Genomic DNA, 16,431 nt, shown 5'->3' with positions numbered 1-16,431 from the left:
CTTTGATAAAGATATGGTTGGTAATCGTCTTTTAAAAATTTTTACTATGAAAAATCCTTTAATTACTGTTTCTATCCCAGTTTATAATTGCGAAAAATATATAGAACGTTGCATTAATTCTGTACTTAATCAAACATATCCTAATATTGAAATTTTGATAGTCGATGATAGAGGGAAAGATAATAGCATACAAATTATTAAGAACATTCAAAATGTCTTTCCTGATAAGATACGAATTATTGAGCATAATGAGAATAGCGGTGCTGCAGCTGCCAGAAATACGTGTATTGACAATGCTAAAGGAGAATATATTTTTTTTATGGATGGAGATGATGAAATTACGACCGATTGCATTGAAATATTATATTTAAAAGCCTATGAAACAAATGCAACTATGACCATTGGACAAATAACTGCTATTGATACTTTTTCTAATTCTGAATATCCAATTTTCAAATTCAATGATAATCTGACGTTCCTCTATAATAATGATATTATTTTAGAATATTTTTGTAATGGGGAATGGGCGGTTTCTCCTTGGAATAAACTTCTTAAATTAAATTTTTTGAAACAAAATAATATTTACTTTACTAAAGGTTTATATGCAGAAGATGAATTATGGTCTTTTCATATAGCTCTTAAATTGGATAGTACAGCATTTGTTAATAAAATTACTTATAAATATTATCTTCACAAAGATTCTATTATTTTCAATAAGAAAAAGGTATACTTTGAAAACATTCATACGATTCTAGAACGTATGGCTGAAGAGTATTACAAAGAATCTTCTTTAAGAAAGAAATATATATTAAACCATATTATTAAATTTAAAGAATTAGCTCTTACTATGCAATATAAAGTAATGAGAAAAGATGTAGACTATTGGAAACATAATTACTCACGTTTAAAAAAAGCACCAAGTTTAAAATTTCATGATTATTTTTCTTCTTTGTTTACTATAGATGTAAAGAAAAAAAATATTTTTCAAAATTTACCTGTAAATTATGGGTATAAATTATTTAAATGGCGATATGAAAGAAAATAAAAAATAAACCAAATTATAATTTAGTGTTTTAAAAAAAATAAGCACTTTGTTATATATTTAAGTTGATATAAAAAATTCATTTTAGTGCTTTCAATATCAGGATAAACCGTCAGATACTGATAAAGAATTTTCCAAGACAACTCTTTTTGAGCAAGAAAATAACCGGCCACACTTTTTTTATAAGTTTTCTCTAAAAATTTCGAACTAAATGGACTCCCTTTTTTTTCATTATATTCTATAAGTCTTTTTGCCCAATTTATAAATGGCTTTAAATCTGCAAACTCACGTAAGACTTGATGAGCCAATAAAGCATCAACCCATTTTATATTGTATAGTTCAGACTTTTCATTTATTAACTTATTTAATACTTTATAGTGGATTTTTTTTGAAACTTCCCATTGCTCCTTGTTTCTTATCATTTTTCCCTTATCCATAATAAAAGAAGCTTGATTTCCAGAAATTCTATAATATACTAATGGTTCAGGAATAGTAATGAATTGTATATTTAATTCCAACATTCTTACAAATAATTCATAATCTTGTGCCAACCTAAAATTTTCATTGTAATATAAATCATATTTTTTTAGAATTGAAGTTCGAAACATAGTTGCGGGTTGAGCTACAGGGCAGCCCAATAATTGATTATCTTTTATATCTGAATGATTTATACTAAATTCAATTATATTATTTTGCAAACCAAAACATTGCAAAAAAGAAGAACAGACACCTATTTCTGGATTTGCTTCCATCAAGTGAACCTGTTTTTCAATTTTATCTTTGACATAATAATCATCGGCATCTAACAAAGCAATATATTGTCCTTTAGCTTGTTGTATGCCTATATTACGAGTAAAAGCTGAACCTAAATTCTTTTTATTTTCAAATATTTTAATCTTATTATTTTTCGAATATTTGTTTTTTATAATTTTTAAAGTATCGTCTGTAGAGCAATCATCAATAATAATTATTTCTAACTTAGTATAAGTTTGATATAATAAACTATTTATTGCATTCTCTATGTAATCAGCTACATTATAAGTAGGCACAATAATGGTTACTAAAGGCAAAAATGACATATGTGTAGTTAGATAAGTAGTTGAGTTTTTATATATTTATATTAAACTTATTTATAAAAAAACAAGTTTATTCATTATCTATTTTAATAGTGTTACTTTAAATTATACTAATCAAAAAATTTATTTGAAAAATTTAGATTCGGCCTTATAATACCCGGTAATGTATTACTATTTGATCCTATAGTTTCATTTAAAATTTCAAATTGTATTACTTCATTTTGACTATAAAGCTTATATCTTTGGTTTTCAGAGAAAATTAAATTAAATGTATATGTTCCAGCATTAAGTAAGTTTTCTTCGATTTGTCCTTTAACTTTATAGATACCTCTTCTAGAATTTTTATTTGTTGTTACTAATTCTCCTGTATGAAATATTGTTATTTCATCTGAATTTTTTAATTCAAATATTACATCCAAATTAATTTCTGTTTTATAGTTATAAAATGTTAATTCAAATTCTACACCAGATGAAATCGTTAAATAATTACCTTTAATAGGTTGAGTGTTAAATTTTAATATTTTAATATTTTGATTTCCTGGTGCTGATTCTATATCTCCCTTATGATCTATACTTGATATAATATTTGTTAACTTCTGATAATATTCAACTGCATCTAAGGTATTTCCAGAATATGAAACAGTACCGTTTTGTAAAACAACACCTTGAGTGCAAAGAGTTTTAATTGCTGCAATATTATGGCTTACAAACAATACTGTTCGACCGTCGTTTACACTTACATCTTTCATTTTACCTAAACATTTTTTTTGAAATTCTGCATCTCCTACTGCCAATACCTCATCTACTATCAAAATATCAGGCTCCAGGTGTGCTGCTACAGCGAATGCTAAACGAACATACATTCCAGAAGAATATCTTTTAACTGGTGTATCAATATATCTTTCAACTCCTGAAAAATTTACTATTTCATCAAATTTTGAGCGTATTTCTTTCTTAGTCATACCTAATATCGCTCCATTCAAAAAAATATTTTCTTTACCGGTTAATTCAGGATGAAATCCTGTTCCCACTTCAAGTAAGGATGCAATTCTACCATTTACTTTAATTATACCTGAAGTAGGTGATGTCGTTTTAGATAATATTTTTAATAAGGTCGATTTTCCAGCTCCATTTCTTCCTATTATTCCTAGTACTTCGCCTTGTTTTACATCAAAATTTATATCTTTTAAAGCCCATACATAATCTGACTTCCCTTTAGATGTTCTATCATTAACTTCACCTACTTTAAAAAAAGGATCTCCTTTTCCCATTGTTTTCCACCACCATTTTTTGATATCTTGTTGTAAAGATCCAGTACCCACTTGACCCAATCTATATAGTTTTGATATATTTTCAATTTTGATCGCTAAATCCATATTTATATTGACAAATATTTTTTTAATTACTTAATAATATCCTATTACAATTTTTTTAGTCTTTTTTTTGTAGTAAACAATTTAAACAATGCACATAGATCCAATTCTTATATACATTTTCTCTTTATTTAATTTATATATAAAATTAACAGTTTTAGTATAGTAGACATTTATAGTATTACGTAAACGATAGATAAATAATAGGTTTATTTACATCGTTTCTTAGATAAATATTTTAATAAAAACATGTTTTCAAACTAGAGTCTTTTATTGTTATTCACAGAAGTTATTCTAAATAATAATAAATAGACTTATTTTAGAGATATTAATACTAAACAGTATCCATAAAACTCCTTTCCACCTTATTAAATATTATTATTCCAATAAATATGCTAAAAAATGTAAATATGGTACTATATAATAAACCACCCCAACTCAAGATTCCTTCTCCTAAAAAACCATGCTTAAAAGCTTCAATGATAGGTGAAATAGGATTAATCATTGCTAAAAAGTGAAATTTTTCAGGAAGCTTTTTATATATTATAGATATGGGATAGATAATTGGAGTTGCATACATAAGTAATGAAACACCAAAAGATAATAAATAAGATAAATCTCTATATTTTGTAGTCATAGAGCAAATAATTAGACCAAAGCCTAAACTTAAACCAGCCATTAATATTAATAGAAATGGAAGTAATAAAGCATAAACATTGATATTTATCTGAACACCCTTTATTAAAAAATAAATTAAAAAAATTATGAACAATAAAAATTGAATTCCAAATCTAAGCAAATTTCCTATAATAATAGATAAAGGCATAACTAATCTAGGGAAATAAACTTTTCCAAAAATACTCGCATTATCTCTAAAAACATAAGATGTTCCTGTTAAACAGTCTTGAAAATAATTCCATAATGTTAATCCTGATAAATAAAATAATATTCCTGGTATTCCATCAGTTGATATTCCTGCTATATTACCAAAAACTACATTAAACATTAAAGAAGTAAAAATTGGATTTATAAAAAACCAAAGCGGACCTAAAACTGTTTGTTTATAATTTGCAACAAAGTTTCTTCTTATCATAAGAGCTAATAAATCCCTGTATTTCCAAACCTCTCCTAATTTAAAATCAAACAGGGAATGATTTGCGCTTATTTCTTCTGTCCATTTTTGCATTTTTTCCATTTAACTAAAAAATACTAACGTTTATAATAAGTTATGTTTTTAAGATACTCTCCGTATCCACTTTTTCCATATTTGTTTGCAATTTCATATAATTTTTCTCTTGAAATAAACCCCCTTTTGTAAGCGGTTTCCTCTATACATCCGATTTTAATACCTTGTCTTTTTTCTATCACTCGAATATATTCAGTGGCATCATGCAAAGAATCAAAAGTTCCCGTATCCAACCAGGCGGTACCTCTATCCATTACGCCCACTTCTAACTCTCCATTTTCTAAATACATCTTATTCACATCTGTTATCTCATACTCTCCTCTGGCTGATGGCTTTAATTTTTTAGCTATTTCTACTACTTTATTATCATAAAAATATAATCCCGGAACTGCATAATTAGATTTTGGATTCAATGGCTTTTCTTCTATGGAAATAGCTTTCATATCTTCATTAAATTCAACAACTCCATATCTTTCCGGATCATTAACATGATAGGCAAAAACAATGGCTCCTTTTGGATTAGTTTTAGATCTCAATAACTGACTTAAACCTGCTCCATAAAAAATATTATCCCCTAATATCAATGCCACCGAATCATCACCAATAAATTTTTCACCTATCACAAAGGCTTGGGCTAAACCATTAGGTTTATGTTGTATTTCGTAAGTTAACTTACATCCAAAATCTGATCCATCTCCTAATAATTTTTTAAATATTTCTTGATCGTTAGGAGTGGTAATAATTAAAATATCTTTAATTTCTGCATCCATTAAAACAGATAATGGGTAATAGATCATGGGCTTATCATAAACGGGCATAAGTTGCTTACTTACAGCTATAGTTAGCGGATATAACCTGGTTCCAGATCCTCCTGCTAATATAATTCCTTTCATATAATTATTTTATTATAAATGTATTAAACATAACATTAAAATCCGACCTATCGCTTTTATTTTTATCTTCAACTATCTGTAAAATAATTGTTTTATCTTCATAGTGTGTAACCCCTATTTCTCCGTATACCTTGTTTTTAGTATCATCGGCTTCATAATTGGCAGTTATCCAATCAAATTTACCAATATGGGTTGATTTATTTTTGCTTATAACTTTAAAGCCTACTTTTTGATAAAAATATTTAAGTTGATTGATCTGATCACTTAGTAATGAGTCGGCAGATAATTTTTTATTAAAAATGCTAATTGCAATGGTACTTTCTACTTTGTAATTGGTGTACTTGTCTATTTCTACATACCTGTTACCCTCTTTGAAATAGTCGTTTTTCACTTTCCAATATAAAGGTAAATTAATTGATATTCCTTCTTTTTGATAGGTATTCGTTGTTTGTTTATTACTTTCCTTACTTTGCGTACATGAACATACTAAAATTATCAACGAAAAGACAAATACACTTATTTTATTCATAACAGATTTTAATTTAAATCATATTGTTCTTCATAATATTTTCTGTATAACCCGCTTGTGACATGATTTAACCAATCTTGATTTTCCATATACCAATCTATAGTTTTAATTAGTCCTTCTTCGAAATTAACGGAAGGCTTCCATCCTAGTTCTTTGTTTATTTTAGTGGCATCAATAGCATAACGTAGATCATGCCCTGGACGATCTTTAACAAAAGATATTAATTTAGCACTTTCTCCTTCTTTTCTTCCTAGTTTCTTATCCATTAATTTACATAATAAGTGAACTAAATCAATGTTTTTCCATTCATTAAATCCTCCTATATTATAATTTTCTTTGTTTTTTCCCTTATGAAAAACCAGATCGATAGCTGTGGCATGATCGACTACATATAGCCAATCTCTCGTATAATTGCCATCGCCATAAACCGGCAAAGGTTTTTTATTAATGATATTATTGATTAATAATGGAATAAACTTTTCAGGAAAATGATTAGGCCCATAATTATTTGAACAATTTGTTATAATTACAGGTAAATTATATGTATCTGCATATGCTCTTACAAAATGATCTGAAGATGCTTTTGATGCTGAATATGGTGAATGAGGATTATATTTAGTTTCTTCTGTAAAAAAACCCGCTTCATTCAATGAACCGTAAACCTCATCAGTAGATACATGATGAAATCTTTTACCTTCAAAATTATTATTCCAAATTCTTTTTGCCGCATCTAAAAGGATTACTGTTCCAATAACATTTGACTTTACAAATTCTAAAGGTGTAGTTATAGATCTGTCTACATGAGATTCAGCGGCTAAATGTATTACTCCATCTGGTTGGAATTCTGCAAATATTTCTTTTATTTGTTCTTCGTTAGTTATATCAGCTTTTAAAAATTGATAATTAGGCTTATTTTCTATATCTTTTAAATTTTCTAAATTACCGGCATAAGTTAATGCATCTAAATTTAAAATTTTATATTCCGGATACTGAGTTACAAATCTTCTGACTACATGAGATCCAATAAATCCGGCACCTCCTGTAATTATTAATTTTTTCATTTATTTAAAAATTATCTATCCATTTATTAATTTTCTTCCAATACTTTTGTAGTAAAAGCCATGAATTTGTAATTCATCTAGATTATAAAGGTTTCTTCCATCAAAAATAGCTTTATTATTCATCTTTTTTTCCAAAATATCAAAATGAGGATTTCTAAATTCACCCCACTCTGTTACAATAATTAATGCATCTGCACCTTCTACACAATCATACATATTGTTGGCATATTCTATTTTATTGCCTAATATTTTTTTTACATTATTGACAGCAATCGAATCGTATGCTTTAACTTTTGCTCCTTTTTGCAGAAGCATATCAATTATTTCAAGTGAGGAAGCTTCACGAATATCATCCGTATTTTCTTTGAAAGCTAACCCCCAAATTGCTATTTGTTTATTTTTTAAATCTCCTAAATATTTTTCGACTTCGGGTACTAATATGGTTTTTTGTCTTTGATTTACCTCTTCTACAGATTCTAAAATTTCGAAAGTATATCCAACTTCTTTTCCGCTTTTAATTAAAGCTTTTACATCCTTGGGAAAACAACTCCCTCCATATCCTACACCCGGAAATAAAAATCGATTTCCGATCCTTTCATCCGACCCCATACCTAATCTTACTTTATCAACATCTGCTCCTACTTTTTCGCAGTAATTAGCTACTTCATTCATAAAGGTGATTTTGGTGGCTAGGAAAGAATTGGAAGCATATTTTGTTAACTCAGAAGATTTTTCATCCATCTTTATCATTTTAGCACCGGCATTAGTTAAGGACAAATAAATTTTATCCATTATTTCAAATGCTTTCTGTGAACCGGCTCCCACAATTACTCTTTCAGGATTCATAAAATCTTCCACAGCGTATCCTTCTCGTAAAAATTCCGGATTTGAAACAACATCGAAAGGTACCTGTGTTTTTGATTTTATCAAGTTTTTGACTTTTTCTGCTGTACCTACCGGAACCGTACTTTTATTTACTATTAGGGTATATTCAGTCATTAGATCTCCTATTTGTCCGGCAACTTCCAGTACGTAAGATAGATCCGCTGAGCCATCTTCTCCCGGTGGAGTTGGCAAGGCTAAAAATATTACATTTGAAACTCGCATTGCTTCACTCAAATCTGTGGTGAAAAACAAACGTCCTCCTTTTATATTTCTCAGAAATACTTCTTCTAATTGTGGCTCATAAATAGGTACTTGCCCATTTTTCATCAAGGTAACTTTTTCTTCATTTATATCAACACAATGTACACTATGTCCCAAATCTGCAAGGCATGTTCCTGAAACCAGTCCTACATATCCTGTACCAACAATTGTAATATTCATATATTTAAATATTTTACAAAAATATAATTTATATTTTATTAATTATTTTATCTATTAGTAATGCAATAGGTTTTCAATAGGATTAAAATAATTTATAAGATATCCCCCAGAAAAGAGATATATTTGCCGATCCTTTATCTTTCCCATACCCGGGAATAACTAAATTATCAACATTTTTCTGTTTGCTGGAAAACAATAGAAATTTCGGACGAACCATGAAATCAATATAAAAAGGTGAGTTTCCAATTTGAACTTTAGCTCCTGCAACTGCTTCTAACCAGCCGGAACTTACATTTGCTTCTGGTAAAGAACCTTCTCCAATTATTTGTATTTGTCCTTCGGGATTCATTCCCTTAAGAGGATATTTTTTTACATTTTGCTTGAAGGGGGAATAGCCAAATCTTCCTCCTATATAAAACCCTTCGCCTGATTTTTCATAGTTGTTAGTTAAAATATAATTTATTCCTATTTCTCCAAAAACTCCTCTTGCATCAATATTCCAGTTATTTTTATTATAAATATTTTTTTCATACCCTACTTCGGCAACAGCCAACCACCTATTTTTAATTTTATAAGCAATAAAACTACTATAATTTTTTTTATCTGCAAAAAAACCAGCAACCGGATTTAATAAATCCACTCCTATAAATAGTTGATGCTTTGGATTTTTTACCGGAATAGAATCGTTGCTTTTAGTTTGGGAATGAGCATATATCCCCAGAAATACACTAATAAGCAATACGTAAATTCGTAGAGGATTCATTATAAATTTGATTAGTTTGACCTGTTATGGATTTTATAGTTGTAAGCGCAGTTGCATCATAAGTCACCTCATTAAATGTTACCTTGAATCCACATGCCTTTGAAACAAATTGCTGATCAGTCAAGTATTTTATTGTAATAATATTTTTACTTGAATCCGGAGTATGCAGTGTATCATATAAATAAAAAACAGTTTCGTCGGATAAAGAATTTAAAGGTAATTGTATACTGTCTCTCCCAAGAAAGACACCTTCAGAATGTACAGAACCATCCGGCATTTTCCTGTCAACATATAATCGGGTTTTCTTATATTTATTACCTAAACTATCCAATTCTATAGTCAATCTCGGTGTAGTAACTTTGTCGCAAACATCATCATCTACACAGGAAAAAACAAGTAAACCTATAAAGGATAGGACGAATAGTATATTTATTTTTTTTTGAAACATTTTTATTTTAGTTTAAGAAGCGCAACGCTTTCAACATGATAAGTCTGTGGAAACATATCTACAGCTTGAACTTTTACAACCTCATATTTTTCTTTCATCAACTCCAGATCCCTAGCTTGTGTTGCTGAATTACAACTTACATAAACTATTTTTTGAGGGGCTATGCGTAATATAGTGTCTACTACATTTTTATGCATTCCTTCTCTCGGCGGATCGGTAACGATAATATCCGGATGACCGTTTTCATGAATAAATTCTTCCGTGAATATATCTTTCATATCTCCACAGTAAAAACGACAATTTTTAATATTATTATATTCAGCATTTTCTTTCGCAGCTTTTATTGCCTCGGGTACCGCTTCTACACCGACCACCGTTTTTGCTTTACGAGAAATAAATTGCGCTATGGTCCCTGTTCCTGTATAAAGATCATACACTACTTCATCGCCTTTTAAATCTGCAAAATCTCTTGCTATTTCGTATAATTTAACGGCTTGTTTATAATTAGTTTGAAAAAATGATTTGGGTCCAATTTTAAATTTTAGTCCTTCTATCTCTTCCGTTAAAAAACCATTTCCATGGAATATTTTAACATCCAAATCATATAAGCTGTCATTTCCTTTAGAATTTATTGCATAAAGAATCGTTTTTACTTCAAGAAATTCTTCGCGAATATAGTTCAACATTTTGCTAATATTTTGCTCATCCTCTCTAAAAAACTGTAACAAAACCATTAGATCATTTTTAGAGTTAGAACGAATCATTAATGTTCTAAGAAATCCGCTTTGTTCTTTAAAATCATAAAATTCCATCTTATGCTTTAAAGCAAATGCTTTAATTGAATTTCTGATTTTATTTGAAGGTTCTTGTTGTAAAAAACATTCTTTAATGTCTAACACTTTATTCCATTGTTGAGGTATGTGAAAACCCAACGCATTTTTATCCTCAATATCTATATCGGATTGTATTTCTTCAGATGTCAACCATCGAGCATTCGAAAAGGAAAATTCCATTTTATTTCTGTAGAAATACTTATCCGTTGAAGGGACAATGGTTAATTCTTGAAAATTATCAATTTTTCCAATTCTTTTTATATTATTGTAAACCTCTTTCTCTTTATATTCTAATTGTTTTTCATAAGAAAGATTTTGCCATTTACAACCTCCGCATATTCCAAAATGCATACATTCGGGATCCACTCGATCAGAAGAATAGTTAATAAAATCTAAAACTTTAGCTTCGTAATAATTTTTTTTAGACTTAATAACTTGGGCATTAACTACATCTCCCGGTACAGCATATCCTACAAATACTGTTTTTCCTTCTTCAGTTTTTCCTATCGCAACCCCTTTAGCTCCGGCAGTAGTAAGCTCTAAATTGGGGATTTGTATATTTTTTTTTCTTCTCAAACTACAGAATATAAAATAAGATTACAAAAATACACAAAAAATGTATTCTATAAAAAGAGTTTATATTTACTGATTTTGAACTGAATACCCTGCATATTTTTATCTTATAAAACTATTTTAATCTAAAAAAATACTGTATTTTTGAGTTTTGAAAAACAATACAAAATTAATTAGTCCACAATGAATTTATTATCCGATCGCGTTAATCGTCTTAGCTATTCTCAAACCTTTGTAATGTCTAACAAAGCTCGAGAATTAAAAGCTCAAGGAATCAATGTTATTAGTTTAACTTTGGGAGAGCCTGATTTTGAAATTCCTGAATTTGTACGGGAATCTGCCATCAAAGCGATTAATGATGGTGTTAAATCCTACACCCCCGTTCCCGGATATCTTGAATTAAGGAAAGCTATTGCTAATAAATTTAAAAGAGACAATAAGTTAGAATATAAACCTGATCAAATAGTTGTTTCCACCGGAGGAAAACAATCTATTATTAATGTGTTGCTTTCGATTATTAATAATGGAGATGAAGTAATCGTTCCTGCCCCTTATTGGGTAAGCTATTATGAAATGGTTAAACTTGCCGGAGGGGAAAATATTGTGGTAACTACTACCATTGACACCGATTTTAAAATTACACCTGAACAGCTTGAGAATGCTATAACTCCAAAAACCAAAGCGTTTTTATTCAGCTCTCCATGTAATCCTTCGGGAACTGTCTATACTAAAGAGGAATTATATGCTTTAGCTAAGGTATTGGAAAAGCATCCTAACGTAATTATTATTTCTGATGAAATATATGAATATATAAATTATGAAGGAAAACACGAAAGTATAGCTCAATTTCCTGAAGTTTTTGATCAGACTGTAACAATTAACGGCGTTTCCAAATCGTATGCTATGACAGGTTGGAGAATTGGATATTTAGGAGGCCCAAAATGGCTTACTGATGCTTGTGATAAAATTCAAGGACAAATGACCTCAGGGGCAAATTGTATTGCTCAAAAAGCCTCTATAACAGCTATAGAAGCTGACCCTTCGGTTATTAATTATATGATTGACGGTTTTAAAAAGAGACGGGAGCTCGTATACAATTTGCTGCATGAAATCCCGGGATTTAAAGTTAATAAACCGGCCGGAGCATTTTACTTCTTTCCTGATGTATCTTTTTATTTTGGGAAGACTATTCAAGGACATAAGATTACAAATTCCGATGATTTTGCTTTATTATTATTAGAAAAATCACATGTAGCCACAGTGGGTGGTGTATGTTTTGGAGACAGTAATTGCATACGGTTATCGTATGCGGCTTCTGAAGAAGATCTTATTGAAGCTTTAAAAAGAATTAAAAATACCTTATCGTAAAATAATCATTTCTAATTTATAAAAAATAAAAGCTGTGAAAATTCACAGCTTTTATTTTTAGTAAATATTCAAACCTAATTTATTAGGCTTCAGTTAATTTATCTATTTAGATAAATCAACGGTTTCTGCTGTAGGGGCATTGTTCATTACTGATTTTACACCATTTTTAGCATTAGTTTCATTGTCATAAAGCTCACTGGTTCCTACTATTTGTCCGTTACCGGCCTTTAAGTTAAAAAACCACTTTTTGTTAGTGGACTGTTTCAATTCAAAACGATCTTCGTTTTTAGAATTTCTCTTTACAGAACTAACGCCTTTTTGACAATTTGTTTTTTGGGTATATCCTTCACTTGCCAGGATAATCTGCCCGTTTTTCGCTTTCAGTCTAAATCGAAAAGCACCTGATTTGTCTTTAAAAATTTCAAACATAGTTGTACAAATTTTAGTCTTACTTTATTAAGCTTTTTAGTGTTATTTATCCAACTAATTACAGTATTCTTGTTTTTTTCAACAAATAATAGAGTAATAATGTTCTCCTTTTCTAAATAATTTCATACAAAGATATAAGTTCTAATTAATAAAGAACAAGAATAATATATTTTTATGACATAATACACATAAAGTTTGTAAATATTATTTCCATAAGTGCTAGTTTGACATAATTCTTTGCCTTTCCACTTCATAGCAAACTATTGCAACTGCATTGCTTACATTTAATGAATCTATTTGTCCTTTCATAGGTATTAATATATTTTCTTTCATTTTATCTTTCCAAAAATCTGAAATACCTGAATGCTCCGTTCCAAATATAACTGCAGCTGATTGGGTAAAATCAACATTTTGTATAATTTTAGAAGATTCATTCATATAAGTAGCATAAATCGGTATATTTTTTTTTATAAGAAAATCATATATATTTGTGTTTTTAGCTGATATAATAGGAATATTAAAAAAACTTCCCACTGATGAACGTATTACATTGGGATTATATATATCTGCTTTTTCTTCACATACTACAACCATATCTACACCAAAGGCATCTGCTGACCTGCATATTGCCCCAAGATTACCCGGTTTTTCAATTGATTCAATAATCAGGATTAATGGGTGATCCGGCAATTTTATTTGGTCTAATTCATAGTTCTTATATTCATAAACCCCTAGTATGCCTTCTGATATTTTCCTATAAGCTATCTTATCATAAACAGATTGTGATACTTCATATTTGATAGCGGAAGAAGGAAGTGTTATAGAATCTTGAAAAATATGTGGTTGTACGTAAAATTCAATAGGAACAAAACCATTTTTTAAGGCAAAAAAATTTTCGTTTTTGCCTTCAACAATGAATTTCCTTTGACTTTTCCTTTCTTTACTTTTTTCTAATAATTTTACTAAATTCTTTATTTTTGGATTTTTATTACTTTCTATATACATGATATAAAAGAAATTTGGCAAAAGTAAAAAAACTTATTCATTATTTAGATAATTTTATTACTTATATTTGAATTATTAGCATGAAAATTAAAAAACAATCCTTTTTTTATAGTCTTTTCTTTAGTGTTTTAGTAATAATTTCCTTAATCCTTAGTTATAACCTTTCAACTAAAAAATTAAATCTTGAACAATTTAATATAGAACAGTTAAGTTCTGAAGATATTGTTATAAATTATATAAAAATACATCATTCCTTACCAAATTATTATATTAAAAGATTAGATGCGCGTAAAGCTGGTTGGAAACCTGAAAAAGGTAATTTATGTCAAATACTCCCAGGAAAAGTAATTGGCGGTGATATATTTAAAAACAGAGAAAATAAGATTCCGTCCAAAAAGGGAAGAAAATGGACGGAAGCCGATTTGAATTATAAGTGCGGAATGAGAGGTGCCGATCGTGTTATTTTTTCGAATGATGGACTAATTTTTGTAACTTATGACCATTATAAGACTTTTCAACAAAGATGAAAACAGTTTCTTTTGATTTTGACTCTATTTCTTCTTTACCTAAATTTTACCGAGTTTTTCAAAAAAAATTTGGTCTTGATTCTCATACGGCTAATAACTTGGACGGACTTTGGGATACGCTTACCGGCATTATTGAATTGCCTGTAAAAATTATTTTTCAAAACTTAGATTTAGATAAACTCCAAAAGTTTAAACAATTAATTGCCTTATTTGAAGAAGCTGAAAAAGAAACTGATAGAGAACTCGTGTTTTCTTATTTTTTATCCAACTAACTTATAATTTTGGATTACCTTTGTTGCTAGTGTTGCTAGAAACATAAATTTACTTTATTAAAAACAATATACTGTGTCCGATAAAAAACTAGTCATAATTCCTACATACAATGAAATTGAAAACATTGAAGATATTATTTCATGTGTGTTTAGCCTGGAAGAGGATTTCGATATATTGATTGTAGATGATTCTTCTCCTGATGGCACAGGAGAGACGGTTGCCGACTTAATTCCAACATATTACAATCGTCTTTTTTTAGAAGTTCGAAGTACTAAAAATGGCTTGGGAAGAGCCTATATCCATGGTTTTAAATGGGCATTGCAAAAGGGATATGATTATATTTTTGAAATGGATGCTGATTTTTCACATAATCCGAATGATTTAATTAAACTGTATTGGGCTTGTAATAATGGAGCAGATTTAGCTGTTGGTTCTCGTTATTGCCAGGGAGTTAATGTAGTTAATTGGCCGATGAACCGGGTGCTACTTTCTTTTTTTGCCTCTAAATATGTGCGTTTGATTACCGGATTACCCATTAACGATTCTACTGCCGGTTTTGTATGTTTCACTCGAAAAGTATTGGAGGAATTACCTCTTGATCAAGTGGAATTAGTAGGATATGGCTTTCAAATTGAAATGAAATTTAGAGCGTATTGCAAAAAATTTAAAATTGTTGAAATTCCTATTATATTTACAGACCGAACTAAAGGAAAATCGAAGATGAGTGGAGCCATCATCAGTGAAGCTGTTTTCGGAGTAATTAAAATGAAATTTATGTCTTTATTAGGAAGATTATGAGGCTTTATTTATATATATTTATTAGTCTGTCTTTAATGCTTTTTTCATGCCAACATCCGCTTGAAAAACCTGATCATCTGCTCTCTAAAAAGGATATGATTGCTATTTTAAGTGACATATATTTATATAAACAAACTCCAACCAATCTTCCATTGGATCAAGAAACTGCTTTTGATACATACGTTTCTATATTTAAGGCTCATCATACCACTAAAGAAATTTTTCAAAACAGTTACATATATTACTATACAGATGTAAATGCTTTACAGCATATATATGATAAAGTTATTGATAATCTTAAAAGTAAATTATCTAAAGATCAGCAACAACAATTAAAAGAAGAAGAATCACCCGAAAACCCTTGATAAAATGAAAATCAAATTTTTAGTTCTATGTATATTTTTTGTCTCAATGATATTTTCACAAGATAAAAAAATATATAATCCTGATGATCATGCTCAACAAAAAATTGATTCTTGTATTAGTGAAGCTAAAAAAGAAAAAAAATTTATTTTGCTTCAAATCGGTGGGAATTGGTGTATCTGGTGTATTCGATTCAATACTCTAACTCAAAATAACGAGGCTATAAAGAATATTTTAACGGAAAATTATATTGTATATCATTTAAATTATTCAAAAGAAAATAAAAATGAGTCTATTTTAGCCAAGTTAGGATATCCTCAACGTTTTGGTTTTCCAGTATTTGTAATCTTAAATGAAAAAGGTGAAAGAATTCATACGCAGCAGTCTGATTTTTTAGAAGACAACAATTCAGGATATGATGTTAAAAAAGTTGAAAAATTTTTAAATGATTGGTCTCCTAAAGCCCTTGATCCCAATTTCAATAATTAATTGAAGGTATTTTCGTTTGTTATTAAAAGCGTATGTTAGCTAATAAAAGCTATTATTTATTATTCTAAATTTTAAA

At 29.0% G+C, this 16,431-nt stretch carries 19 protein-coding genes; 7 read left to right on the top strand and 12 right to left on the bottom strand.

Annotation, left to right across the window (positions count from 1 at the left end; all coding sequences use genetic code 11):
- A partial coding sequence (locus GFV01_RS08110) for a glycosyltransferase family 2 protein (protein ID WP_221411123.1) occupies positions 1-1,045 on the top strand: 1,045 nt, incomplete at its 5' end.
- A gap of 20 nt (positions 1,046-1,065) precedes the next feature.
- Here the strand turns inward: GFV01_RS08110 and GFV01_RS08105 are convergent.
- The 10 genes from GFV01_RS08105 to rlmD all read right to left on the bottom strand — a co-directional run bounded on the left by GFV01_RS08105 (position 1,066) and on the right by rlmD (position 11,106).
- Positions 1,066-2,121, bottom strand: coding sequence for a glycosyltransferase (locus GFV01_RS08105; protein WP_160566321.1), 1,056 nt, complete (start codon positions 2,119-2,121; stop codon positions 1,066-1,068).
- Positions 2,122-2,228: 107 nt separating this feature from the next.
- Positions 2,229-3,494 carry a polysaccharide ABC transporter ATP-binding protein gene (locus GFV01_RS08100; protein WP_160566318.1) on the bottom strand — a complete coding sequence of 422 codons (1,266 nt, stop codon included), beginning with the start codon at positions 3,492-3,494 and terminating at the stop codon, positions 2,229-2,231.
- Between the two features lie 331 nt (positions 3,495-3,825).
- Positions 3,826-4,677 (bottom strand): ABC transporter permease, encoded by an 852-nt coding sequence (locus GFV01_RS08095; protein ID WP_255448966.1) that lies wholly within the window; start codon positions 4,675-4,677, stop codon positions 3,826-3,828.
- Between the two features lie 23 nt (positions 4,678-4,700).
- The gene (gene rfbA, locus GFV01_RS08090) at positions 4,701-5,570 is read right to left on the bottom strand and encodes a glucose-1-phosphate thymidylyltransferase RfbA (protein ID WP_160557712.1); all 870 of its coding nucleotides are present in this window, start codon (positions 5,568-5,570) and stop codon (positions 4,701-4,703) included.
- A gap of 4 nt (positions 5,571-5,574) precedes the next feature.
- Positions 5,575-6,099: a hypothetical protein gene (locus GFV01_RS08085; protein ID WP_160566313.1), complete on the bottom strand. Its 525-nt coding sequence runs from the start codon at positions 6,097-6,099 to the stop codon at positions 5,575-5,577.
- 8 nt (positions 6,100-6,107) lie between these two features.
- Positions 6,108-7,160, bottom strand: coding sequence for a dTDP-glucose 4,6-dehydratase (rfbB, locus tag GFV01_RS08080; protein ID WP_160566310.1), 1,053 nt, complete (start codon positions 7,158-7,160; stop codon positions 6,108-6,110).
- Between the two features lie 15 nt (positions 7,161-7,175).
- The gene (locus tag GFV01_RS08075) at positions 7,176-8,486 is read right to left on the bottom strand and encodes a UDP-glucose/GDP-mannose dehydrogenase family protein (protein ID WP_160566307.1); all 1,311 of its coding nucleotides are present in this window, start codon (positions 8,484-8,486) and stop codon (positions 7,176-7,178) included.
- 82 nt (positions 8,487-8,568) lie between these two features.
- Positions 8,569-9,249: a DUF6048 family protein gene (locus GFV01_RS08070; protein WP_160566304.1), complete on the bottom strand. Its 681-nt coding sequence runs from the start codon at positions 9,247-9,249 to the stop codon at positions 8,569-8,571.
- Entirely contained in the window at positions 9,215-9,697 is a 483-nt protein-coding gene (locus tag GFV01_RS08065) for a DUF6452 family protein (protein ID WP_160566301.1), read from the bottom strand. The genes GFV01_RS08070 and GFV01_RS08065 overlap by 35 nt, the downstream gene beginning before the upstream one ends.
- A 2-nt stretch (positions 9,698-9,699) precedes the next feature.
- Complete coding sequence (gene rlmD / locus GFV01_RS08060) at positions 9,700-11,106, bottom strand: 23S rRNA (uracil(1939)-C(5))-methyltransferase RlmD (protein ID WP_160566298.1); 1,407 nt, start codon at positions 11,104-11,106, stop codon at positions 9,700-9,702.
- Between the two features lie 180 nt (positions 11,107-11,286).
- Here rlmD and GFV01_RS08055 point away from each other — a divergent pair, with 180 nt between their 5' ends.
- Entirely contained in the window at positions 11,287-12,471 is a 1,185-nt protein-coding gene (locus GFV01_RS08055; RefSeq protein ID WP_160566295.1) for a pyridoxal phosphate-dependent aminotransferase, read from the top strand.
- Positions 12,472-12,573: 102 nt separating this feature from the next.
- Here the strand turns inward: GFV01_RS08055 and GFV01_RS08050 are convergent, their stop codons facing one another.
- The gene (locus GFV01_RS08050) at positions 12,574-12,900 is read right to left on the bottom strand and encodes a YegP family protein (protein WP_055425503.1); all 327 of its coding nucleotides are present in this window, start codon (positions 12,898-12,900) and stop codon (positions 12,574-12,576) included.
- A gap of 219 nt (positions 12,901-13,119) precedes the next feature.
- Positions 13,120-13,905, bottom strand: coding sequence for an RNA methyltransferase (locus GFV01_RS08045; RefSeq protein WP_160566292.1), 786 nt, complete (start codon positions 13,903-13,905; stop codon positions 13,120-13,122).
- An 80-nt stretch (positions 13,906-13,985) separates the two neighbouring features.
- Between GFV01_RS08045 and GFV01_RS08040 the strand changes: the two genes are divergently transcribed.
- From GFV01_RS08040 to GFV01_RS08020, 5 genes are all read left to right on the top strand, one after another.
- Positions 13,986-14,432 (top strand): ribonuclease domain-containing protein, encoded by a 447-nt coding sequence (locus GFV01_RS08040; RefSeq protein WP_160566289.1) that lies wholly within the window; start codon positions 13,986-13,988, stop codon positions 14,430-14,432.
- Positions 14,429-14,704 carry a barstar family protein gene (locus tag GFV01_RS08035; RefSeq protein WP_160566287.1) on the top strand — a complete coding sequence of 92 codons (276 nt, stop codon included), beginning with the start codon at positions 14,429-14,431 and terminating at the stop codon, positions 14,702-14,704. Before GFV01_RS08040 ends, GFV01_RS08035 begins: the two co-directional genes overlap by 4 nt.
- A gap of 73 nt (positions 14,705-14,777) precedes the next feature.
- Entirely contained in the window at positions 14,778-15,503 is a 726-nt protein-coding gene (locus GFV01_RS08030; protein ID WP_160566284.1) for a polyprenol monophosphomannose synthase, read from the top strand.
- Entirely contained in the window at positions 15,500-15,868 is a 369-nt protein-coding gene (locus tag GFV01_RS08025) for a DUF4296 domain-containing protein (RefSeq protein ID WP_160566281.1), read from the top strand. The genes GFV01_RS08030 and GFV01_RS08025 overlap by 4 nt, the downstream gene beginning before the upstream one ends.
- A gap of 4 nt (positions 15,869-15,872) precedes the next feature.
- Entirely contained in the window at positions 15,873-16,355 is a 483-nt protein-coding gene (locus GFV01_RS08020) for a thioredoxin family protein (protein WP_160566278.1), read from the top strand.
- The last annotated feature ends 76 nt before the right edge of the window (positions 16,356-16,431 follow it).

Origin of the sequence: Apibacter sp. B2912 (assembly GCF_009827835.1) — a bacterium.
GTDB lineage: Bacteria > Bacteroidota > Bacteroidia > Flavobacteriales > Weeksellaceae > Apibacter.
This window is presented reverse-complemented; position numbering and strand designations above follow the sequence as displayed.